The 23911-nt window shown below is 47.4% G+C and carries 22 protein-coding genes; 16 read left to right on the plus strand and 6 right to left on the minus strand.

The annotated features are described in order from the left end of the window. Positions 1-7: 7 nt before the first annotated feature. Both AAAT93_RS08905 and AAAT93_RS08910 read left to right on the plus strand, forming a co-directional pair. Complete coding sequence (locus AAAT93_RS08905) at positions 8-646, plus strand: zinc dependent phospholipase C family protein (RefSeq protein WP_021984565.1); 639 nt, start codon at positions 8-10, stop codon at positions 644-646. A gap of 57 nt (positions 647-703) precedes the next feature. Continuing rightward, positions 704-2356 (plus strand): EAL domain-containing protein, encoded by a 1653-nt coding sequence (locus tag AAAT93_RS08910; RefSeq protein WP_227573121.1) that lies wholly within the window; start codon positions 704-706, stop codon positions 2354-2356. A gap of 361 nt (positions 2357-2717) precedes the next feature. On the opposite strand, the gene AAAT93_RS08915 is transcribed toward AAAT93_RS08910, so the two are convergent. The 3 genes from AAAT93_RS08915 to AAAT93_RS08925 all read right to left on the minus strand — a co-directional run bounded on the left by AAAT93_RS08915 (position 2718) and on the right by AAAT93_RS08925 (position 4785). Then, positions 2718-3518 carry a BspA family leucine-rich repeat surface protein gene (locus AAAT93_RS08915; RefSeq protein ID WP_117780382.1) on the minus strand — a complete coding sequence of 267 codons (801 nt, stop codon included), beginning with the start codon at positions 3516-3518 and terminating at the stop codon, positions 2718-2720. Between the two features lie 120 nt (positions 3519-3638). Next, positions 3639-4313, minus strand: a complete 675-nt coding sequence (locus tag AAAT93_RS08920) for a hypothetical protein (RefSeq protein ID WP_021984568.1) — start codon at positions 4311-4313, stop codon at positions 3639-3641. After that, the gene (locus tag AAAT93_RS08925; protein WP_021984569.1) at positions 4300-4785 is read right to left on the minus strand and encodes an RNA polymerase sigma factor; all 486 of its coding nucleotides are present in this window, start codon (positions 4783-4785) and stop codon (positions 4300-4302) included. Before AAAT93_RS08925 ends, AAAT93_RS08920 begins: the two co-directional genes overlap by 14 nt. Positions 4786-5000: 215 nt before the next feature. Between AAAT93_RS08925 and AAAT93_RS08930 the strand changes: the two genes are divergently transcribed. The 7 genes from AAAT93_RS08930 to AAAT93_RS08960 all read left to right on the plus strand — a co-directional run bounded on the left by AAAT93_RS08930 (position 5001) and on the right by AAAT93_RS08960 (position 11355). Then, positions 5001-5969: an ABC transporter substrate-binding protein gene (locus AAAT93_RS08930; RefSeq protein WP_117780381.1), complete on the plus strand. Its 969-nt coding sequence runs from the start codon at positions 5001-5003 to the stop codon at positions 5967-5969. A 121-nt stretch (positions 5970-6090) separates the two neighbouring features. Continuing rightward, on the plus strand, positions 6091-7026 hold the full coding sequence (locus tag AAAT93_RS08935) for an ABC transporter permease (protein ID WP_021984571.1): 936 nt from the start codon (positions 6091-6093) through the stop codon (positions 7024-7026). Positions 7027-7031: 5 nt separating this feature from the next. Continuing rightward, the gene (locus AAAT93_RS08940; RefSeq protein WP_021984572.1) at positions 7032-7826 is read left to right on the plus strand and encodes an ABC transporter ATP-binding protein; all 795 of its coding nucleotides are present in this window, start codon (positions 7032-7034) and stop codon (positions 7824-7826) included. 87 nt (positions 7827-7913) lie between these two features. Further along, positions 7914-8672 (plus strand): YlmH/Sll1252 family protein, encoded by a 759-nt coding sequence (locus AAAT93_RS08945; protein WP_117780380.1) that lies wholly within the window; start codon positions 7914-7916, stop codon positions 8670-8672. 86 nt (positions 8673-8758) lie between these two features. After that, on the plus strand, positions 8759-9700 hold the full coding sequence (locus AAAT93_RS08950) for a magnesium transporter CorA family protein (RefSeq protein ID WP_021984574.1): 942 nt from the start codon (positions 8759-8761) through the stop codon (positions 9698-9700). Between the two features lie 67 nt (positions 9701-9767). After that, positions 9768-10502 carry a lysophospholipid acyltransferase family protein gene (locus tag AAAT93_RS08955; RefSeq protein ID WP_349095566.1) on the plus strand — a complete coding sequence of 245 codons (735 nt, stop codon included), beginning with the start codon at positions 9768-9770 and terminating at the stop codon, positions 10500-10502. 4 nt (positions 10503-10506) lie between these two features. Beyond that, positions 10507-11355, plus strand: a complete 849-nt coding sequence (locus AAAT93_RS08960; protein ID WP_182428856.1) for a patatin-like phospholipase family protein — start codon at positions 10507-10509, stop codon at positions 11353-11355. Here the strand turns inward: AAAT93_RS08960 and AAAT93_RS08965 are convergent, their stop codons facing one another. The 3 genes from AAAT93_RS08965 to AAAT93_RS08975 are packed head-to-tail and all read right to left on the minus strand — an operon-like array spanning position 11356 to position 14364. Next, positions 11356-12285 carry an asparaginase domain-containing protein gene (locus AAAT93_RS08965; RefSeq protein ID WP_227573123.1) on the minus strand — a complete coding sequence of 310 codons (930 nt, stop codon included), beginning with the start codon at positions 12283-12285 and terminating at the stop codon, positions 11356-11358. A gap of 4 nt (positions 12286-12289) precedes the next feature. Beyond that, positions 12290-13624: a sensor histidine kinase gene (locus tag AAAT93_RS08970; protein WP_227573124.1), complete on the minus strand. Its 1335-nt coding sequence runs from the start codon at positions 13622-13624 to the stop codon at positions 12290-12292. Next, positions 13621-14364: a LytR/AlgR family response regulator transcription factor gene (locus AAAT93_RS08975; RefSeq protein WP_182439293.1), complete on the minus strand. Its 744-nt coding sequence runs from the start codon at positions 14362-14364 to the stop codon at positions 13621-13623. Before AAAT93_RS08975 ends, AAAT93_RS08970 begins: the two co-directional genes overlap by 4 nt. Before the next feature lie 224 nt (positions 14365-14588). On the opposite strand from AAAT93_RS08975, the gene AAAT93_RS08980 reads away from it, so the two are divergent. From AAAT93_RS08980 to AAAT93_RS09010, 7 genes are all read left to right on the plus strand, one after another. Then, positions 14589-16028, plus strand: coding sequence for a hypothetical protein (locus tag AAAT93_RS08980; protein ID WP_227573125.1), 1440 nt, complete (start codon positions 14589-14591; stop codon positions 16026-16028). A gap of 252 nt (positions 16029-16280) precedes the next feature. After that, positions 16281-17474, plus strand: a complete 1194-nt coding sequence (gene cbiD / locus AAAT93_RS08985) for a cobalt-precorrin-5B (C(1))-methyltransferase CbiD (RefSeq protein ID WP_227573126.1) — start codon at positions 16281-16283, stop codon at positions 17472-17474. After that, on the plus strand, positions 17459-19300 hold the full coding sequence (gene cobM, locus AAAT93_RS08990; RefSeq protein ID WP_331682241.1) for a precorrin-4 C(11)-methyltransferase: 1842 nt from the start codon (positions 17459-17461) through the stop codon (positions 19298-19300). The genes cbiD and cobM overlap by 16 nt, the downstream gene beginning before the upstream one ends. Before the next feature lie 101 nt (positions 19301-19401). Next, complete coding sequence (cobJ, locus tag AAAT93_RS08995; protein WP_021984583.1) at positions 19402-20154, plus strand: precorrin-3B C(17)-methyltransferase; 753 nt, start codon at positions 19402-19404, stop codon at positions 20152-20154. Then, positions 20151-20963 carry a precorrin-6A reductase gene (gene cobK, locus AAAT93_RS09000; RefSeq protein ID WP_227573127.1) on the plus strand — a complete coding sequence of 271 codons (813 nt, stop codon included), beginning with the start codon at positions 20151-20153 and terminating at the stop codon, positions 20961-20963. Before cobJ ends, cobK begins: the two co-directional genes overlap by 4 nt. Continuing rightward, positions 20953-22323: a precorrin-6Y C5,15-methyltransferase (decarboxylating) subunit CbiT gene (cbiT, locus tag AAAT93_RS09005; protein WP_117780372.1), complete on the plus strand. Its 1371-nt coding sequence runs from the start codon at positions 20953-20955 to the stop codon at positions 22321-22323. Before cobK ends, cbiT begins: the two co-directional genes overlap by 11 nt. Positions 22324-22505: 182 nt before the next feature. Beyond that, the gene (locus AAAT93_RS09010) at positions 22506-23900 is read left to right on the plus strand and encodes a cobyrinate a,c-diamide synthase (RefSeq protein WP_227573128.1); all 1395 of its coding nucleotides are present in this window, start codon (positions 22506-22508) and stop codon (positions 23898-23900) included. Positions 23901-23911 lie beyond the last annotated feature (11 nt).

Here is a 23911-nt window from a genome sequence, read left to right on the forward strand (position 1 = left end):
TCGATTTATGCAAACCAAAGATCATCTTGCCTTAGGGCGTTATCTTGCACGTGTATTTGAGATAGAAGAACCGGTAAAAAAATACGCATTTGTAATTGGAAATATCATGCCGGATGTTAACAAATGTTCATACATCCACGGATATTTTCAGTTGCTGCGCGCGCATAGACAACAAAAAGATGCGGGACCTTTGTCGTTGAATGACCATCGGCGTATGCTGATCGGTGGGCATACAGCGGAAGGGTCTCGTTTTTTTGTCAACCGGGTGTACCGCGTGCTGCGGAAACGGGAGAAACTGTCGGTGCGTGATTATTACCAGATGGGAAAGGCGACACATTATCTGGCAGACCGCTTCACGTATCCGCACACAATGCGCTATACCAGTGGATTTTTTGCGCATATCCGATACGAAAAGCAGTTGCATATTTATATGCGGGATATGCTTGCAGTCCTGCCGAATATGCGGGATGCGGTAGATAAATGCTTTTCCCGGACAAGCTTCAACAGTTTGTACCGCTCGTATCGGAAGGAACCGGAGGGAAATGGAACGGTTTTGCACGATTGTTTTCATATTCTGGCAGTATGTATTGCCTATTTGGAAAATATCCTATATAATGGGATAAGAAAGAATATGCAAAAAATGTAAACATTCTGATATGCATACACAAGAGAATGAAAAGCAAGAGGGAAGGAGCGTGTATGAGTGGACAAGTCAGAATTCGAGTCACGTTATTTTGACCTGGTATCCAAAGCGCCGGGCAAAACTTTTTTATTTTATGGCAATTTAAAAGAAGACATGATACGCTGGTCTGCATCGGCAGTGGAATATTTCGGATTACCGGGGGAGATATTCGGAGATTCCACGCGGGAGTGGATCAGCCGGATTCATCCGGAGGATGTGGAACCATATACAGATAGTCTTATGGAGCTTCTCCATGGCGTGACGCCGTATCACAACTGTGAGTACCGTATCAAGAACGCACAGGGAGAATATGTGTGGGTCAATTGCCGTGGATACATGACTTACGATGCGGATGGAAAAGCAGAGTGGTTTGGTGGTCTTGTCACGAATATGGGATATCAGACAAAGATCGATGCAGTCACGAATCTGTGGACCGTTCATCAGTTCCGGAGTGAGTTAAACCGTCTGCTGGATGACCGCGCGCGGGGTGGAATTCTCATGATCGGGCTGGAGAACTTCAAGCGGATCAATGCAGAATACAGCTATGCTTATGGTGATAAGGTGCTCGCCTTGATCGGAGAGAAGCTGCGTGAGGGTGTGCTCCACAACTGTCATGTATTTCGGATGGACGGAGCGAATTTTGCGATTGTCATGCAGGATGCAGGTGTGGAGCGTATTGTAGAATACAAGAAGTTCGTAGACAGCTTTATGCGGAATCTGGTCGTGTCCGGGCAGGTGGTACACCTGCGGTTTAAGGTAGCGGCAGCGTTCTTCCCTGAAGATGGGGAGTTCTTAGACCAGATTCAAAGTAACCTGTTTTACGCCCTTGATCATGCAAAGCTGACGAATACCGATGATGTTGTATTCTACAGCAAGGAATTATTTGCACAGAAGAAATATATGACACGTCTGAAGGAGGCAATCCGGGAGTGCGTGGAGGAAGACTGTAAGGGTTTCCGTATTGTAATGCAGCCGATCGTGGAGACGAAGAGCGAGGTCTGTGATGCAGCGGAAGTATTACTCCGCTTTACTCATCCGGAATTCGGTGTGATAGGACCGATGGATTTTATTCCGATTCTGGAGAATTCCAAGGAGATCATCCGGGTTGGAAAATGGGTGATCGACCAATCATTACAGACGCTTGCCAGGTGGCGGGAGCAGATTGGACATATGCCGTTAAAGCGTCTGCAGATCAATGTGTCTTATGTACAGTTCAAAGATCCGGAGCTCTTAGGTTATGTTGTGGAACGGCTCGATCATTATCAGCTTCCGCATGATGCGGTCATGCTGGAACTGACGGAGAGCTGCCGGGTGGAGCAAACGTCATTTCTATCGGACGTCCTGCAGACATTCAAGGATGCGGGTATCAGCATTGCGCTTGACGACTTCGGAACCGGCTATGCATCGCTGACCGTACTCAAAGATATTCCTGCCGACATGGTGAAGCTTGACCACACGATGACGCGGAGTATCACCGAGAAACCGAAGGACAAAGCGCTGATCGAATTCATCGTTACATACTGCAAGAAGGTTGGTATCGCTGTCTGTGCGGAAGGTGTCGAGAAAGTGGAAGCACTCTCCATCGTACGAAACGCAGGTGTCGAATGTATCCAGGGCTACTACTACGATAAGCCGCTCGAACTCGATACGTTCTACCGGAAATATGTGAAATAAACGAAACACACCATATCAATTGCATATATCCAGTATCGGTTCGAGTAAATACGATGTATTGAAACTAAGAAGTTCTAAACATATGTATATTACTCGAATCCGATCTGGATATCTATGCAGTTGACAGGTGTGTTTCTTTCGCTTTTGTAAGATTGAGGTAGAGTGTAAGGAATTTGCAGAGCCAATAAAGTAAATAAAGAAACCACATGGATACAATTCTAAAGCAGACCGTTGAAGCACGTCGGCACTTAATGAGTGCGAAGCGCGAATTTAGTACCGCTACGTGCTGAACCGAGCGGGAGCGCGTCTGCGTAGAATGTATCCATGTGGTTTCTTTTTAGTTATATAAATGCAAATTCCGTCAACTTAATCTGGACTTCACATAGTTGAAATCCTGGTTGTACTTGTTATCAATCTTCTCGTCCCCGAACATGCAGTCCGTGAACATATCGTTCGTGTTCGTGCCCGGCGATACAACAAAGCCGTCTCCAAAATCCGCTTTCCCAAGGAACACACTCTCGTAGAACATGTGATCCATATTTGTCACCTGTGCAGTCAGGAACCGCTCCGGGAATTTCAGTCCATCCGGGATACGGCACTCAGAGAACATATACTCCATGTTCATGACATGCGATGTATCAAAGATCTTACCGAAATCAAATGCCTCGGATACAGAACTCTGGTAAAACATGTATCGCATATCCTCGACTTCCTTCGTGTGGAAATGGTCACCGAGCGAGAAGCCCTTCGGCATAACACAGCCTGCAAACATCAGGTTCATGTCCTTGATGCCACGCGTGTTGAACAGTCCGCCGATCTGGAAGCCTTCCGGGAGCGTTACCCAGGAGAACATACCACAGCAGCTACTTGCATTGATCGGAACCTCCAGACGTCCACCCTTGAATTCACGGTAGTTAAATTTCAGAATCTTTTTTCCATTCCAGTTCTTGGTAGGCATAAAACAGATCGGATTGTAGAGAACCCAGTGCTTGTCGCCCGTACCTTCCTGAAACCATTTATAATTTGGTACACCAATCCGGTTCTGGAACCACATACGCTCGGAGTCATCGTTGACATCGATAAAGTAGGAATTTTCTTCATATACAAAGTGGTCACGACCGAATACTTTCTGGCGTTCGATTTCTTCTTTTCCAGCTATCATTAAAATTACCCCCTGTTGCTAATCAATTCGTACAAAAAATGCATGATAATTTGCATATTTTGCACAACAGTCTACTTTGATTATAGCGGATACAGGGGGTAGTTGCAACGGCAAAATCAATTATTGTGCAGATTCTGTCACGGTTTCGGTCTGTTCGATGCCGGTTTCATCTATTTTGTAGGAACCGCCCTGCTCTAACAGAGCGTCTGCGTCAACTCCAAGGTCTTTTTCAGCTTTCGCAAACCATACAGGCGTCTCATCCGGATTCGCCTCGTCAGTTGGGATATTCATCGTGTTGAAAATATATTTTCCCTCTGCATTGAAGATATACTCTGCCCAGCCGTAGCTTTCCACGGTTCCGCCTGCGATGAGCACATGCTTATTTCCTTCGGAATCGGTGTAATCCTTCCGGAAATAGTCTGTGTCGCTGCACTGATCGGTGATGTCTGTTTTCTCATCATTCAGATTTAGATACAGGCGTCCGTTCTCGGCAGTCGTGTAAGAAAGATCTCCTGTTTTTTCGATGGTAAATGTAACCGAGTTGTCGTCCTCGGAGATCTCCACATTCGAGCCATCTGCCATAACAATGATTGTGTGCACAAGAGATTTCCCGGTCGCCGCGTAACATATGCCGTTCGATGCGGCAAACATCATGACCAGACATGCAGCAGTGTAGCACATGCGCCGAACCACACGGGTTGTCCGGCTGCGCCGGATGGATGCCGGGTTTAAGTTGATTTCTGCGTCGGTCGTCAGGCAGTCAAATGCCTGCTTATATTTTTCATGATTCGTCATAGTTCCAATCCTCCTTGATTTCTTCTCGAAGAGCGGCGCGTCCACGGTTTAAGCGAACCTTGACGTTGCTCTCGCTTACATGCAGTATTTCTGCGATTTCCTTGATCGTGTAATCTTCATAATAGAAGAGATGAATGACGGTGCGCTGTTTCTCCGGGAGCCGCAGCACTGCCTCGAACAGGGTACTGCTTTCAGTATCTGGGAAATCCAGCTCCTCCATATAGCTTTCTAAGGATTGCCGGTGTTTCCGCCAGAAGGCGCGAACGATATTCCTGGATTTGTTGATTGCAACCCGCATCAGCCATGCACGGATATGGGTTTCGTCTTCAAATTCTTTCTTCAGAATATGATATTGCAGGAAGGTGTCCTGCACGACATCTTCTGCGTCTTCGCGGTTCTGACAGATACTGAATGCAATCCGGTATAAATGATTCTGATAGCGTTCCATCAGTATCCGTATTGGTATCTTCATAGTCACATCCTCCGTCTGTTTCAAAAGGCCTTTCACAGATTATACACGTGGGCGGACGAAAAGGTTACAAAAACTTGACATTTTTAAATAATCGTGGTTTAATCTGTTACTGTAATACTTTATTACACTAAATCATTAACCCGTTAGAGCAATAAATGAGTAAAGAAAATGGATATGCAGCGAAGACATGCATATCGTCGAGGAGGAAGAGAATCATGAGAAAATTAAAGAAATTACTTGCAGTTGCATCTGTTGCTGCAATGACACTTTCCCTTTGCGCCTGTGGCGGCAAGAAGGATGATACTTATACGGTAGGTATCTGTCAGTTAGTACAGCATGAGGCACTCGATGCCGCAACAAAGGGCTTTAAGGATGCTTTGGTAGAAGAGTTTGGTGAAGACGGAATCAAGTTTGATGAGCAGAACGCACAGGGTGATGCTAATACATGTGCGACGATCATCAATGGTTTTGTGAGCAGCGATGTAGATCTGATCCTTGCAAATGCAACGCCTGCATTACAGGCAGCCGCAGCCGGTACAGACACGATTCCGATTCTTGGTACATCTGTAACAGAATATGGTGTTGCACTCGAGCTTTCTGATTTCAATGGTACCGTTGGTAGAAATATTTCTGGTACATCTGACCTTGCACCACTGGAGAGTCAGGCAGATATGATCAAGGAGCTGTTCCCAGATGCAAAGACAGTCGGACTTCTGTACTGTTCAGCAGAGGCAAACTCCCAGTATCAGGTAGATACAGTCAAGGCAGCTCTGGAGAAGCTTGGATATACATGTGAGTATTATTCATTCTCCGATTCCAATGACCTTTCAACAGTCACAACATCTGCAGCCAATGCAAGTGATGTGATCTACGTTCCAACAGATAACACAGTCGCAGCTAATACAGAGATCATCAAGAATATCTGTATGCCAGCAAAGACTCCTGTAGTTGCCGGCGAGGAAGGTATCTGTAAGGGTTGTGGTGTTGCAACACTTTCTATCAGCTACTATGATCTGGGTGTCGCAACTGGTAAGATGGCAGCCAAGATCCTGAAGGGTGAGTCTAAGGTAGAAGAGATGCCAATCGAGTATGCACCACAGTTTACAAAGAAGTACAACAAGGATATCTGTGACGAACTCGGTATCAGCGTACCAGATGATTACGAAGCAATCACAAACGAGTAATCGAAAAGAATAGCGAAAACAAGCGTATTTACTTGATTTTTGTTGTATTATTATAGTATAGTAGTCGGGTAGAGTTTTTCTACCCGACTTTTGTTAATGAAGAAATAAAGGAGAGAAAGAAATGGATGTAAGTGCTTTATTCAATGCCATGCCAGGCGCGATTGCCCAGGGTCTGATCTGGGGTATTATGGCGATTGGCGTGTACATTACGTTCCGGATTCTGGACATCGCCGATTTGTCCGTCGATGGAACGATGTGTACCGGCGCAGCCGTATGTATTATGTTGATGCAGAAAGGGTATCATGTAGCAGCCGCGATGGCGATCGCGACACTTGCCGGTATGCTCGTGGGACTTGTAACCGGTTTGTTTCACACGACGATGGGAATTCCGGCGATCTTAGCAGGTATTCTGACACAGCTTGGTCTGTGGGGAGTGAACCTGAAGATCATGGGAAAGGCAAATCAGCCGATCAATGTGGACAAATATGATCTGGCAGTTTCTCTGCGTTACATAAAGAGGGTTGCATTCTATAAGAATTCCATTTTTGTCGTATTTCTATTTATGATTGTTGTCATCGGAATTTTGTACTGGTTCTTCGGTACAGAGCTTGGTAGTTCGCTTCGTGCAACGGGTTGTAATGAGAATATGGCACGTGCGCAGGGTATTAACACGAACTTCAACAAGGTACTCGGATTGATGATCTCGAATGGTCTGGTTGCATTTGCAAGTGCATGTCTTGGACAGTATCAGGGATTTGCAGATATCAATATGGGTAAAGGTGCGATCGTAATCGGTCTGGCATCGGTTATCATCGGTGAGGCAATATTCAGCCGTATCTTCAAGAACTTCGCATTGAAGCTTCTGTCGGTTGGTATCGGTGGAGTGATTTATTTCATCGTATTGCAGATCGTTATCTGGCTCGGCGTCGATACGGATTTGTTGAAGCTGTTCCAGGCTTTGATCGTAGCAGTATTCCTTGCAGTGCCTTATTGGAAGGGAAAACATTTCAACAAGGGTAAGAAGCTTGCGGCAACCGCAGAGAAGAAGGAGGCGTAAATACTATGTTAGAGCTGAAGAATATTTATAAGACCTTCAATGCGGGAACGGTCAATGAGAAAATGGCATTAAGAGGACTGAATCTGACGCTGGAGGATGGCGATTTCGTAACCGTCATCGGTGGAAACGGGGCCGGTAAGTCTACGATGTTAAATGCAATCGCCGGTGTATGGCCGGTCGATCAGGGACAGATCCTGATTGGGGATGCCGATGTAACAAAGCTTCCGGAATATAAGCGTGCCAAATATCTCGGCCGTGTGTTCCAGGATCCAATGACCGGAACAGCAGCGACAATGGAGATTCAGGAGAATCTGGCACTGGCACTCCGCCGGGGAGACAGCCGTACTTTGAAAGCCGGAATCACGAAGAAGGAGCATGCAAAGTATCGTGAGATGCTGGCTACACTGGGACTTGGTTTGGAAGACCGTATGACATCGAAGGTAGGACTTCTGTCCGGTGGTCAGAGACAGGCACTCACACTGCTGATGGCAACCCTGAAGAAGCCGAAGCTCCTGCTCCTCGATGAGCATACAGCCGCTCTTGATCCGAAGACTGCGGCGAAGGTATTGCAGACGACCGATATGATCGTCAACCGCGATAATCTGACCACGTTGATGATCACACATAATATGAAGGATGCAATCGCACACGGAAACCGGCTGATCATGATGATGGATGGCAATATCATTCTCGATATCCGTGGTGAAGAGAAGAAGAAGCTGACCGTTGCAGATCTGCTTCACAAGTTTGAAGAGGCAAGCGGCGAAGAATTCGCGAACGATAAGGCGATTCTTGGCTAGTTGAACGTGACAGAACGATTGCGGGTGAGCGACGTGGATGCTGTGCAGGTCATCATGGTTATGCGTGGTGACAGGTAAGATAGAATTATGAATGAAGAACAGGTATTGATTGCGCGTTTGCAGGACCTGGCGAAGCGCGCATACAGGCAAAATATTTATACATACACCGGATTCCTGACACCTGCAGAGCTTGCAGTGGTCTATGAGAAGCAGGCGGATTTCTCCTTTGTGGGGATGACCTGCTTCGGCGGAACGCCGGAGTGCGAACGGCAGATGGTGCAGTTTGGCTCGGAAGAATTGTTTGGGTATGCGGGCGTGTTCCCCATCTCGATTATTCTGGTAGAACCATTACTGGACAAATTCGCTGAGGATCTGAGTCATCGCGATTTTCTCGGCGCGCTTATGAATCTGGGGATTGAACGGTCTGTGCTCGGTGACATTCTGGTAAAGGATGGAAAGCGGGCATATATTTTCTGTCAGGAGAATATCGCTGCATATATTATGGAGCAACTGACAAAGATAAAACATACGAACGTGAAAACCTCTCTCGTGGAGGGTGAGATCGAGGATCTGAAGCCTGTACTTGAGGATATACACGTGATCGTCAGTGCACCGAGGTTTGATGCCATCGTTGCAGCCGTCACGAAATGCTCCCGCAACGAGACGCTGGATATATTCCGGGCGAAGAAAGTCACACGGAACGGCAGAATTGAGGAACGCAACAGTCTGGTCTTAAAAGATGGCGATAGTTTCTCGGTCCGCGGGTACGGAAAGTTCCGGTATTGCGGTGCCGGAAGTGAGACGCGAAAGGGCAGAGTGAATATTTATTTAAAGAAATATATTTAGGGGTTTCCGAATTGGAAAAGTCGTGATAAAATATGTGACAGTGAGGCTTTTGCCATGAAAAAGGGAGACAATGAGGCGAGAAGGATATGATCAGTAAGTACATTACAGAGAATGGAAAATTCAGACAGATTGATGAGTTTATGCCTGGTACATGGATCAATCTGACAGCGCCGACGCAGGACGAGAGTCTCGAGATTGCAAGAAGATATAATGTGGATCTCGCAGATATCCGGGCTGCACTGGACGATGAGGAGTCATCCCGTGTGGATGTCAACGATGATTATGTTTTGATATTATTCGATATTCCTTCGGTTGAGATCCGGCACAACCAGGAGGCATATACAACCATCCCGCTGGGGGTTGTATGGACGGACGATGCAATTATCACGGTGTGTTCGGCGGAGACACCGGTGCTCAAGCATTTTATTGTCAATAATATACGAGATTTTACCACGAAGAAGCAGGTGCGTTTTACCTATCAGATTATGTACCGGACGAGCATGTTATATCAGTCGTATCTTCGGATTATTGACCGGCGCAGACTTGAGATGGAGGAACGTATGGGAGGCGCAACGGAGGATGCCGATATCGTCAACCTGCATGAGATGGAATCCAACCTGGTGTATTTTGATACATCATTGCGTGCGAACCGGATGGTCGTGGACCGTCTGACACGGTATAGCGGAATCCGGAAATTCCCGGAGGATCAGGAATTGCTGGATGATGTGATTGTCGAGAATCTGCAGGCGATAGAGATGACGCAGATCTACCGGGATATCTTAAAGGGTACACGGGAATTGATGTCAACATTCATTGATAACCGTCTGAACAACATCATGAAGCTGTTGGCTGCGATTACGATCGTCATGTCCATACCGACGATTATATCGGGATTATATGGTATGAATGTAAATGGCAACGGTATGCCGTTTTCAAAGGAACCATGGGGATTTATGATTATATGTGTGCTTACACTTGTCATCTGTATTGTAGTGACAATTGTGCTGCGAAAGAAGAAGATGTTGTGATAGCTCCAGGTTGCAGGCAGACACAGAACTATGCAGGATGGCATGGGGATATAGGGGTTGAGGTAGATTGAAAAATTTGAGATTTAAATTCGTTGTTGCAACGAGTCCGTTGTTCGTTGCCACGCATATTCCGCGTGCGAATTATATGATAAAACACAAAGAAAAATACACCGAACAGCAGCGGTATGATTTTGCGATGAAGATCGAGAATCATATGCGCAGACGCGCCCGTACCAAGACGGATGTATTTGGCAGGGAGAATCTGCCACAGGATGGTGGCTACATCATGTATGCCAACCATCAGGGGAAATACGATGCACTTGGTATCATGCTGGCACATCCGAAGCCATGTGCGATGTTGTGGGAAGAGAAATCCGCAGATCGTCTGGTGGCAAGACAGGTTTGTGGACTGGTGGAGGGAACCACGATTTCCTTTGAGGATCCGAAGCAGCAGATCGGAGCACTCAAGACGATTGCCGAGCGTGTGAAGGATGGAAAACCATATTTGATTTTCCCAGAGGGCGGTTATACGGATAATAAAAATGAGTTACAGGAATTTAAGTCCGGGTGTTTCTCGTGTTCGTTAAAATCCAAGACACCAATGGTTCCAGTTGTGATCTACGATTCGTGGAGGTCGATGGATACGAATACCTTTGAGAAGGTTCGGACACAGGTATATTTCCTGCCGCCAATTCCATATGAAGAATATGGAAAATTGCGGAAGTATGATGTATGCGAATTGGTAAAGAAGAGAATTCAGGAGAAGCTTGACGAATTAAAAGAAGCAGACCCGAGGAGATGAAAACGTGAAGACAGGTATTGTATTAGAGGGCGGTGCGTTCCGTGGGCTTTTTACCGCGGGAGCTTTGGATTGCCTGATGGATAATCAGATAGTATTTGATTATGTGGTAGGAGTATCTGCCGGCGCTGGAAACGCGGTTAATTATCTGGCAGGGCAAAAGGGTCGTACCAAATGGACGATTACCGCAAGCGGTGAAAATGCATATTATGGTGTCAAGCAGATGCGTAAAAGCAAGAAGATGCTTGATTTAGATCGTATGGTGATGGAGTTTTCGCATAAGCAGTATCCATTTGACTTTGAGAAGTTCATTGCGTCACCATCGGAGGTAGAGCTCGTAGTGACAAACTGCGAGACTGGAAAAGCCGAATATATCGCAAAGACAGAGGATGAGAAGCGCATGCTGACGGCAGTCAAGGCATCGTGTTCAGTTCCTGTGCTGTGCAATCCGGTTGAATTAGATGGATTCCATTATATGGATGGAAGTCTGGCTGATTCGATTCCGGTGAAGCGTGCATTTGAGGTTGGATGTGACCGGGTTGTCTGTATTTTGACAAGAAAGCCAGAGGAAGCACCGACAAACTATGGAAAGATCCGCGTGCTGATGCGTACCTATAAGAAGAAATATCCGGCATTTTATGATACGTTGATGCGCAGACGTGAGATGTATGCGAAGCAGTTAGACAGGATCGACCGATACGAGAAGGAAGGAAAGCTTCTCGTGTTCCGTCCGGAGTTAGACAGCATCAGCAAGTTTGAGCAGGATAAAGAAAAGCAGGAAGCATTCTATCAGAATGGATATGATCTGATGGCAGCTAACCTGCAGAAGATGCAGGATTTCCTGCAGGGAAAATAATCAGCGTTTTTGGCTGTGTTTGTACCACAGATACATATACGCAACAAGCGGACTGTATTCTGGAAGCGGGATGATCCCAAGAGATTCGTATACCTCTTTGCTGTCATAATCAGTAGAATATGCAGAGATTCCGGTCAGATAGACCGGGATCTTTTTTTGTGCCGCCTGTTCGGCGAGTGCAAGCAGAGATGGATTTTTCGTATTGATCGTACCGGAGTGGTAAGCGTGGATCAACACTACGCATGCATTGTCCGGCAGATAATACTGCATACCCGGCATAGACTGGAAGAAGCATACTGGGCAGGATGTATCGAAGTGGACGGATGTTTGCCGCAGGTCGGAAAACTCCTGAAGGACAGGTGCAACTGCATCCGCATATTCGTTATATGGACGTTCGTACAAGCTATCGTCAAACGGATAATGGTTGTAGATACCGAGCGCATTGTAGATCTTCGGCGTACTTCCGGTGTTACAGTAGGCGATGCCGACGGCTGTTGGCAAAGTTGGGGAAGTGATATAATCAACGGCAGCGGTAAAGTTCGTCAGTCCATTTGCACGCGGATCATCTAAGATATAATTGCTTGACACGAGCAGGATTGGAACCTTTGCATAGGCAAAGCACATACCAAGCGCCGCGGCGGTAAAAGGAAGCGTATCCGTGCCATGCGTCACAATGATGCCGTCAATATCCTTTGCGAGCTGCTCCCGGATGCAGGAGATAAGCAGGTTCAGATGCGAACCATCCATATACTCACTCAGGGTTGTATAAGGAGCTTCCGTCTGAAAGTGCGGGATGGCTGCTCCTTTTTTCTTTTGCTCGGTCTCGTACATTGCCAGCAGTCGATATGGCATTTGTGTATCAGTGGAGACAAAGTTCTGCTGTACAGACGAACCAATCGTGCCGCCTGTGAAGATAACTGTGATATTCATAAAACTACTCCGTTTCATTTTCCTTTAGTTTTAACATGATATTCGAGATAAATTCATGTTGTTCGGTATAAAAATTCGAGGAACCGTGATATTTTTGTGTCGTTGCCTGAATCGAGGCAAGACCGATACCACTTTTACGCTCCTTCGTGGAGATGTATTTTCCGTTCCGTGTGCAGACATTGCCGTCGAAGCTGTTTACCATTGTGATATACAGGTGCCCCGGAGTGTCGAGATCCGCGGATAAGCGGATGAAACGGGCATCGGCCCGGACATGGCGGCATGCGGTGACTGCATTATCAAGCAGATTGCCGAAGATCAGGCACAGGTCAATATCCGAAATCGCTATCTCCTTTGGAATAACAACCTGCAGTTTCGTCCGGATGCTATAGCTTTGGGCGATATCAATATAATAATGAATCGTTGCGTTGACCACGGGGTTGTCACAATAGGTGGCAGGTGCCTGTACATTCGATATCTCGGAAGAATAGTTGGAGATATATTCCTGTAATTTCTCATATTGGCCGGTCTGGGAAAGTTCGTTCAATACTGCAATCGTATGCTTGAAATCATGCCGGATACGGCGTGTCTCATCCAGATACGCCTGCATTTTCTCATACTGGTCTGCCTGAAGCTGGTACATCAGGGCGGTGGAATCTGCTTCGATCTTCCGGGAGGTCGTGACGGCGATGATGTACAACAGGGACTGGAACAGCATGAAGAACAGGAACAGCACACCTTCGATCACCATTGCAATCTGGAAGATCCGCCCGACGCGGATGTTGGCATAATCAATCGGAATCATATAGATGTTGCAAAAGGAGATGATTGCAGGAATCATCCATGCGATTCTCCAGAATAATGTCGTGTTGAAATTCTCAAACAGCCATCGGTATTTGTGCCGCATGCGGAGCAACACAGACATAATGAGGAGACTGACCGCATATTGTATGATCAGACCGGGCACGGAGTCGTCATGTATGTTGGAATGCGGATCGATCCGCGCGATGATGTAATAGTTCATGATGCAGCCGAAGGATAACGCAGCGGTTGCACATAAAAACATGTAAAGTAATTTCAACTTTTCCAGTTTTACAGTCAAAAAATACGCAATCAGACAGATGCCGAGCAGAGGGAAGAAGAATATGTTTGTGTAGTAGGAGCCGGAAGAGTCCAACCATGCCAGCACAAAACAGACTGCAACCATGCATGGCAGCAGCACCGGATAGAGCTTTCTCTGGGGAATGATGAGCCAGTCCGCAACAGGGATGATGCAAAGAAAGATGCCGGGGAGGATAATGCCGTATTCGGCGGCTCTGTAAACGAGGTTCCAGAAATTCATGAGAGTCCTCCTTTCGTCAATGCCTTCGTGCGCCGCTTAAACTGGTGAGAGATATAAGCCTGTGTGATGGCGGCTGCATTTTTCCTATGAATCGAAAATGTTGTGGAGTCGCACATGGTGCAGGAAGCGTTCTCCATATGCTGCACATAGTCCAGGTTGATGAGTATCCCCCGGTTGATGGTCAGAAACCGTTCGTCCTGTGTGAGGATGGATGCGGCTTCGCGAAATGGCATGCGGCAACGGAACACATCGCGCCCCTGAATCTGCAGATAGTTGGAATCCGAGGTGATATAGCGGATGTCAGAATATAAAACCGGAATCTGCTTCCGGTCTATCGAGATTGAAAATGCCTGTGTGTCAGTCTCTTCTTCCTGCGTGATCGCCAGCTCGTCGAACAGCCGGGCGATCATCTCCCCGGTTACGGGTTTTTCGAGATAATCAAATGCATGCACCCGGAATGCATCTGCCCGATGTTCCGGACTGCTGGTCAGGAACACGATAGGTGTCCGGGGAGCAATCCTGCGGAATTCTGCCGCCAGATCAATTCCGGTTGTATCCTGTAAATAAATATCAAAGATAACAAAAGAATATGAGATCTGTGCGCAGGCGGAAAGAAATGCGGCAGATGTCGCGAAGCAGTCACAGGCGATTGCAACATCGTGCGTGCGGCTGTAATCCATAATGGTTTTATATAATTTCTGTAATTCTTCCGGATTGTCATCCACGATGGCAAGGTTCATATTCATTTCCTCTCTGATGAATGGTTAAATTGTAATTTTTAACATTGTAACACAATTTTATATAGGAATCTATGTATCAAAATGACATTTCGTCCCAGAAAAATGCATTTCGTCCCAAAAGGGTTGACGTGCCCCCCAAAGGTATGGTAAAGAAAAAGAATGAAAAAAATGTAAAGAGGATAATATTTAGGACAGGAAAGTCCTAGGTAGTAGGAGGAGAGAAAATGAAAGTAAGAGAGAAGTTAATGCGGAAGGTGATGGCAGTTGTAATCGCAGCAGCCACAATTTTTTCGATAAGCGGAGGGACGAAGGTTGTGCCGGTCAAGGCTGCGGTAGAAGTGGCAGAGGTATTGGATGAGACTGGAATGAAGATAGCGGGATATACAACGTTTGAAGTAGCGGCGAGAAATGTATATAATAATTATACAATCAAGATGCTGGCAGACGCAACGGAGACCTGTTCTGTTGATATTGGAAACAAAAATCTTACGATTGATCTGAATGACAAGAATTTGACGATTACACAGATTTCCACTATGAATGCATTGACGATAAAAAATGGAAGTATGTCAGCGGAAATTGATAATGCAAATGTTGGAAATGATCCAGTGTTGACATTGAATGATGTAAAACTAACGATATCACATCTTTACTGGGGTACTAATGGTGGTGTTGCATTGGAAGGAACAAGTCAGGTGGATATGGTTGGTGATTATTGCTGGCTTGAGAAGCTAACAATGCAGGAAAGTTGTGTGTTTGAGGTTGGAACAAATGCATATATCAATAATTATGGTAATGTCGCGAATGGTTTAGATGTAAAAGAATTTCTGCCAGAAGGGTATCGTTTTAATGCAAAGGGAACAAGAATCTTTGACCAACAGAGGAATGAGGCAAGCAATTATGTACTTCGTTATCGCAGGCTCACCGATTCACAACTTACCGTTACACTCAATCCGGATACATATGTCTATGATGGCAATGAAAAAAAACCTGCCGTGACAGTAACCTATGACGGACAGACACTGACAGAGAACACAAGCTATACACTGACTTATGCCGATAACAAAAATGCGGGAACAGCGAGTGTCACAATCGACGGAATAAATAGTTTACATGGACAAATTGTGAAAAAATTCACCATCCAAAAGGCAAATCAGAATGCACCGACGGGATTGACACCGACGGCAGAAACAATTGATGGAAAAAATGATGGTCAGATTGCCAATCTGGCAACGACGATGGAATATAGTGTTGATCAGACAAGCTGGACCGCCTGCACAGGCACGACGCTGACGCAGCTTTCCGATGGCGATTATTACGTAAGATATAAGGAAACAAACAATTACTATGCATCGCCATCTACCAAGGTGGTTGTTGCAAAGGGCGTGGCTCCATCCACAACAGGCGAGCAGACGACGACAGAAGGAACGACAACAACAGAAAATCAGACGACAGGTGAGCAGGCAACCACACAGCAGACATTCGTGGAACAGCCGGATGGAGCAACTACACAGGCAGGTGCCCCGAAGACAACAGAGACAAGCAAGAAAACGGATAAAACGGTTTCCACCGGAGATGCATATCCGATAGCGATTATGATTACGCTTATGCTTGGCGCAGGCGTCGGTATCACAGGTATGATCCGAAGAAGAAAAGAAAAATAGTTAATTGTGCAATTCATACACATGAGAGCAGGATGGAAGTCCTGCTCTTTTTTCGGAAGTAAATCATGTGGTATAGTGAAGTGAGCGCGAAAGAGAACATATGACCGGAGCCCATGCGATGGGCGAGAGAGGAAGAAAGTAAGCAGAAAAACCAGGATTGAAAATAGAGGTGCATAGCGGGAACGGAAATAAATTTACAATTTCCGTATGAAATGGTATAAATAAAGAAGATTTTACAGATTGGAAATGCGTATGGAAGAATATGTGATCAAAAATCAAAAAAAGCTCCGGCTGGGCATTACGACCGGAACGTGTAGTGCAGCGGCGGCACAGGCAGCAGCGATACAGCTTCTGCTTGGGGTAGAAAGCCATGCGGTAACCTTGCGCACGCCGAAGGGGATGACGGTTTCCGTTCCGGTGTATCTATTGGAGGCGGATGCAGACAGGGTAAGCTATAAGGTTGTGAAGGACAGCGGCGATGATCCGGATGTGACAAACGGCACGGATGTCTGTGTGACGGTGGCGTATGCGAAGCAGCGTGTGCGAGAGCAGATAGATGGAAGCCAAGACAGGTCCTGCGCATTTACCAGCGAATCATTTCCGTATCTGACATTAGATGGAGGAATCGGCATCGGGCGTGTCACGAAAGAAGGCCTGGAACAGGCAGTCGGACAGGCGGCAATTAATCGTGTACCGCGGCAGATGATATTTGCGGCGGTGGCAGATGTGTGCGAGAAAGCAAATGTCAGTGAGCCATTGCACATCACGGTTTGGATGCCAGAGGGCGAGGCTCTGGCGAAGCGCACATTTAACCCGAAGCTTGGCATCGAGGGCGGACTGTCGGTGCTAGGAACAAGCGGAATCTTAGAGCCGATGAGTGAGCAGGCGATTGTGGCAACGATCGAGACGGAGATCCGGCAGTTGCATGCGGTCGGCGAAGAGAAAATATTAGTCACACCGGGAAACTATGGACAGGCGTATGCGTCTGAATATTTGAAACTTGATCTGACAAAGAGCGTCAAGTCAAGCAATTATATCGGTGATACGATTGACCTTGCAATCTCATATGGCATGAAGGATTTCTTGCTGGTTGGAAATATCGGAAAGCTGGTGAAGCTGGCGGCAGGAATTTTCAACACACATTCCAAGGTGGCAGATGGACGAGGAGAAATCTTCGCGGTGCATGCAGCGATGGCGGGCGCCGAAGCGAAGGTGGTACAGGAAATCTACGACTGTATCAATACCGATCGGATGTTGGATGTGTTGGAACGAGAAGGCTTGCGGGAAGTGGTGATGCAGAGTATCCTTGCGGCGATCGAGAAGCATGTCGCAGGCAGAGTCGGCGATACGATGCGGTTTGGAGTTATTGTATTTTCGGAGAAGTATGGATATCTGGGGCAGACGAGTGATGCGGAAAGAGAGTTAAATAAATGGTACATTTTGTAGGAGCGGGTCCCGGTGCGTGTGATCTGATCACTGTGCGGGGCATGAATCGAATCAAGGAAGCGGACGTGATTATCTATGCGGGTTCGCTTGTAAATCCAGAGCTGCTTTCCTATGCAAAGGCGGATTGCAAGATCTATAACAGTGCGCATATGACACTCGATGCGGTTGTGGATGTGATGCGGGAAGCAGAGGCAGCAGGTAAAGGGACGGTGCGCCTGCATACGGGAGATCCGTCCGTGTATGGGGCAATCCGCGAGCAGATGGATCTGCTGGATGAATACGGAATCAAATATGATGTATGTCCGGGTGTGAGTGCGGTGTTCGGTGCTGCGGCATCGCTGGCGTGTGAGTATACGTTGCCGGATGTGACGCAGACATTGATTCTGACAAGAGCGGAAGGGAAAACTCCTGTGCCGGAGAAGGAAAATCTGCGGAGTCTGGCGGCACATCGCGCCAGTCTAGTGTTGTATCTGTCGTCCGGGCTTGCAAGAAAGGTACGGCAGGAGCTTTTGATCGGTGGATATGCAGAGGATACGCCGGTTGCTGTCGTGTATAAGGCAACGTGGCCGGAAGAGAAAATCATCCGCACGACACTGGCAAAGCTTCCGGAAGATATGGAAGCTGCGGGAATTACGAAGACGGCACTGATCATCGTATCTCCGGCACTTGGAAGTATCTATGAGAAATCAAAGCTCTATGACGCAGCATTTGCAACGGAATACCGCGGTGCGACGGAGATTGCCCTTCCGGCAGGGATCCGCCGCGTGCTGCTTATCACATGCAGTGTGCGTGGGTATGCAACAATGCAAAAATTGGCGAAGAAGCTGGAAAATATTTCCGGTGCAGAAATTATTGCGAAGGTAAAATGCGAGGCGCTTCCAGAGGTTTCAATGAAGGAAACAGTGAAGGCATGTGTTGACGAATATTTTGAACAGGTGGACGCTATCGTGTTCGTAACAGCAAGTGGAATCGCGGTACGGAGTGTAGCGGAACACCTGACACACAAATCCAAAGATCCAGCAATCGTGTGCATGGACGAATGCAGCAAACACGTGATATCGTTGGTGAGCGGGCATGCCGGCGGGGCAAATGCACTCACACAGATGCTGGCGGATGTGATGTGGGCAACACCGGTTATTACGACGGCGACGGACGTGGAAGGACAGTTTTCTATCGATGATTATGCGCGGGAACATAATTTAGTTGTGACGGACTGGGCGAAGGCGAAGGCAATCAGCGCAGAGGTGCTGGCGACCGGGGCGAAGCCTGTGTGGGTGGATGAAGCAGAGGTTTCGCAGGAAGAAGAGAAGAACGCATGCGGGAATAGAATCGATGTTCGGAGATTAAAGATAGGTTCGTATCAGGTTATTGTAACTCCACGAGATATCCTGCCAGATGAGAAAATGTTGCAGCTTGTTCCACTCTGCATCGTAGCAGGAATTGGATGCAAGAAGGGAACATCTTCGGATAAAATCGAGCATGCGGTGCAGGATGCATTTGCGAAAGCAGGCTTGCGGATGGAAGCGTTATGTGCGGTGGCAAGCATCGATTTGAAGAAGGAAGAGGCTGGATTGCTTGAATTCTGCGAGACGCGGAAAGTGCCATTTGAGACATATACGGCAGAAGAATTGCAGGCGGTGTCGGGAACGTTTTCCGCATCCGAGTTCGTGACAGGCGTGACAGGCGTGGATAATGTTTGTGAGCGCAGTGCAGTGAAATATGCAAGCGAGCATGGCGCGAATGATGGAGAGCTGTTGCTTCGCAAGCAGGCGCAGGATGGCGTGACGGTAGCACTGGCGTATGTGGGTGTAGCGAGTGGAAAGTAAGCAGAAAAACCCACGCGGTGGGTTTGGAAGTCGAAAAACAAGCGAAAAAACCCAAACCGGAAGCTATAACATAGAAATATAGAGCAATAACGGAGAGAAATATGAGCGCAGATAGTAAGAAGGAATTGTATATTGTCGGGCTTGGCCCCGGCGCGAGACAGAAGATGACGCAGGAAGCAATCGACGTCGTGGAAGCCTGCGAAGTGATTGCGGGATATAAGGTGTACATTGATTTGCTGAAACCGTATTACCCGGATAAGGAATATCTGGTGAATGGTATGAGGCAGGAGGTAGAACGATGTCGGCTGGCACTGGAAACTGCGGCAGGCGGAAAGAAGACAGCGCTTGTCTGTAGTGGTGACGCTGGCGTATATGGCATGGCAGGAATCACATTGGAGCTGGCAACAGAATTTCCGGAGGTGGATGTACATGTGATTCCGGGCGTGACGGCAGCATTATCCGGTGCGGCATTGCTTGGCGCGCCACTTGGGCATGATTTTACAGTGATCAGTCTGAGTGATTTGCTGACACCGTGGGAGCTGATAGAGCGGCGTCTTGCGGCAGCCGCTGAGGGTGATTTCGCAATCTGTCTGTACAATCCGTCCAGTCACAAACGACATGATTATCTGCAGAAAGCGTGTCAGATTCTGTTACAGAAAAAATCTGGAGATACAATCTGTGGAATCACGCGGAATATCGGGCGCGATGGCGAAGAAAAACGAATTCTGACATTGGATGAGTTACTGGAGACGCAGGTGGATATGTTCACGACAGTATTTATCGGAAATTCCCAGACACGAAAAGTTGGTGACGCGATGGTGACACCGCGCGGATATAGAAGAGATAACGCATGAAAGTAGTCATATTTGGCGGTACAACGGAGGGGCGACAGCTTGCCGAGTATCTGATACAATTAAACAAGAAGCAGAAAATGCAGACTATCGAAGTCCATGTTTGCGTGGCATCGGAGTATGGTGCACAGGTACTGCCGGAGGATGCCGCGCTCAAGGTGCATGTGGGTCGGCTGGAGCAGGCAGATATGCAGGAATTCCTGCAGGCAGTACAGGCGGACCTCTGTGTGGATGCGACACATCCGTATGCGGTGATCGTGACACAGAATATCTATCAGGCGTGTAAGGCGGTGGAAGTTCCGTATATTCGCGTGCGGCGAGAGATGCATACCTGTGAAGCATCGGACAGTGTCTATGTTGAGGATACACAGGCGGCGGTTGATTATCTGAAAGGCGCGACCGGAAACATTCTGATTACGACAGGCAGCAAAGAATTACATTTGTATACGCAGATCCCGGACTATGAATCGCGCTGTACGGCGCGTGTGCTTCCAGCGCAGTCTGTGGTAGAGACATGTACGGAACTGGGATTTACCGGCAAGCATCTGATCTGCATGCAGGGCCCTTTTGATCTGGAGATGAATCTGGCAACTTTGCGCTATGCAAATGCTGATTTCCTTGTGACAAAGGCAAGTGGGAAGAACGGCGGCTACGATGAAAAATGTGAGGCTGCGCTTGCCGCGGGAGTGCATCTGGTTGTGATCGGGCGTCCGAAGGAGCAGGTAGAACCGGTGATGTCACTTGCACAGGCAGAAAAATATTTGTCTGATATGATAAGGGGCAGAAAGGAGAATCAAAAGAATGGGGAATAATGAACACACAATCGTATATTTGATCGGTATGGGACCGGGAAATTCGGATTGCCTGACGCGGGAAGCGGTACAGGCATTATCGCAGGCGACCGTATGTATCGGTGCTTCCCGCATGCTTGCGATCTGGAAGAGCCTCTGTGAAGAAGATGGGCGCGACGCGGAGCAGACATTTTATAATGCGTATAAGGCAGAAGAAATTGCAGAACTGATTCAAAATCATGTCGGAGAGACGATTGCGGTAGTGTTCTCCGGGGATATTGGCTTTTATTCTGGCGCGAAGAAGCTTTCCATGATGTTGCGGAAGGCTGTGGGGAAAGTCTGCAATATGGTGGATGACACGACAGGAACAACCGAACAGATACAGGCAGATAAAACAATTTATGAGCTTTGTTATATTCCGGGACTCTCGTCTGTTCAGTATTTGTTTGACAAAATTGGCTGGGCATGGGAGGATGCAGAGCTTATCAGCAATCATGGCGTCTCTGCAAATATTCCAGCGAAGGTGCTGCATCATGCGAAGGTTGGTACATTGCTTGGCGGTGAAAATCAGGTGGCAGAGGTCTGTAAGCGGCTTACTGAAGTGGGATTGGGAGAAATCGCGGTAGTCGTTGGAGAGCGGTTGTCATATCCTGATGAGAAAATTACAAAGAAGTATGCCAAAAATCTATGTGAGGAAACATTTGATAAGCTGGCGGTTGCGATATTTATAAATGATCATCCGCAGCCAAGGCGTTTAGCTCCGGGAATCAAAGATGAAATGTTTATCCGGGGTAAGGTGCCGATGACGAAGGAAGAAGTGCGGATGGTTGTAATCGCAAAGCTTGGAATTCAGGAAGACACAGGACTGGTGAAATATGATCAGAACAGCGGGCAATGCATGACAAGCAATCCTGCACCAGTCATTTACGATGTAGGAGCGGGAACGGGTTCAGTATCCATTGAGTTGTCACTCCTGACAGAGCAGGGAACGGTATATGCGATTGAGAAAAAGCCAGAAGCTGTGGAATTGTTGCATGCGAACCGAGAGAAGTTTCATGTGGGAAATATGGAGATCCTTGCGGGCGAAGCATCGGAAGTGATTCCAACGCTTCCTGCACCGACGCATGTATTTATCGGAGGAAATGGCGGAAATCTGTTCAAGATCATGGATCAGATCTATGCGAAAAATCCGAACGCACGCATTGTTCTGACTGCGGTCACATTGGAGACGCAGGCAGAAATGCTTACATTGGCAGACATAGCGAAGCGGCATAACGTGGATTTTAATATGGTACAGATGGCGGTGACGCGCAGCCGCGAAGCTGGCCCGTATCATATGATGCAAGCACAAAATCCGGTGTGGATCGTGACGATGGGATAGAAAATGTACAGGAGCGACCGGAAGAAACAATAGTATAGAAAATGCACAGGAGCGACCGGAAGAAACAATAGTATAGAAAATGCACAGAAACAGCCGAGAAGAAACAATAGTATGGAAAATGGACAGGAACAGCTGGTAAGAATCAATGGTATAACATGTACAGTTACAGTCGGGGAGAAACAATGCAACACAAGAATAATATCCAGGTAAATACCCCACGCGTGATGTTCGCAGCGACACGGAGTGGCAGCGGAAAAACAACCGTGACGTGTGGTGTGCTGGCAGCATTAAAAAAACAGAATATAAAGGTACAGGCGTATAAATGCGGTCCGGATTATATCGATCCGATGTTTCACCGGACGGTGCTCGGAATCGACACTGGAAATCTGGATACCTTCTTTGCGGATGCTGATGCGATTGGACGCATCCTGGCGCGAGACACGAAGGATGCAGAATTGATCGTGATGGAAGGCGTCATGGGATATTACGACGGTGTTGGTGGAACAACGACGATGGCAAGCTCTTATGAATTAAGCAAGGTTACGAAGACACCGGTCGTTCTAATCGTGGATGCGAAGGGCGCGAGTGTCACGCTTGCGGCGATCATCCGCGGAATTATGGAATATAAGAAGGACAGCCGGATTGTAGGGGTGATATTAAACCGTGTATCACCGATGTTTTACAGCCGGATCAAGCATGTGATCGAGACGGAATGTGGGATTCCAGTGCTTGGATATCTGCCGGAAGATGCATCATTTGCGGTACCATCCAGACACCTTGGACTGCTGCAACCGGATGAAATGCTGAAGCAGAGAGACTGGGTGGAAACAGTTGCGGAAGCTGCCAGAAAAACGATTGATATTGACGGGATTCTGGAGATCGCGGCACAAGCAGAGATGTTGCAGATACAGAAGGCGACAGGTGAGACAGAAAAAAGCAAGTTCCCAGCCGGTTATCGCATTGGCGTGGCAAGAGATGCGGCATTTTCCTTTTATTATCGGGAGAATCTGCGCATGTTAGAGGATATGGGAGCGACACTTGTGTACTTTTCTCCGCTGACAGATGCGCATGTGTCGGAGGTGGACGCACTGATCTTTGGCGGCGGTTACCCAGAGCTTTATGCAAAGCAGTTGTACGAGAATCAGTCGATGCGTGCGTCTGTCTGGCAGGCATTGGAAGCAGGCATGCCGTGCCATGCAGAATGTGGCGGTTTCTTATATCTTGGCAAATCACTTGCCGATGCAGAGGGAAATGTATATGAGATGGTCGGTTTCTTGGATGGTGCAGGATTCCGGACAGAGCGGCTACAGCGATTTGGGTATGTGGAGCTGGCACCGCAGGAAGCGGATGCATTTGCCGTGAATACGGTTTTGCGCGGACATGAGTTTCACTACTGGGATAGCACGGATTGTGGCGATGCCTGTTTGGCGTGGAAGCCCCTTTCCAAGCAGAAGACCTATTCGTGTATGGTGAAGAAGAAAGGAACGTTCGCCGGATTCCCACACCTGTATTACGCGGGTGCGGAGAATTTTTTCTATCATCTATTTTTAAATAGTACAGAGAACGAAAATAGATGAAAATAGATAAT

It is taken from the genome of Coprococcus hominis (ex Arizal et al. 2022) (assembly GCF_040094675.1).
Lineage (GTDB): Bacteria > Bacillota > Clostridia > Lachnospirales > Lachnospiraceae > Coprococcus_C > Coprococcus_C hominis.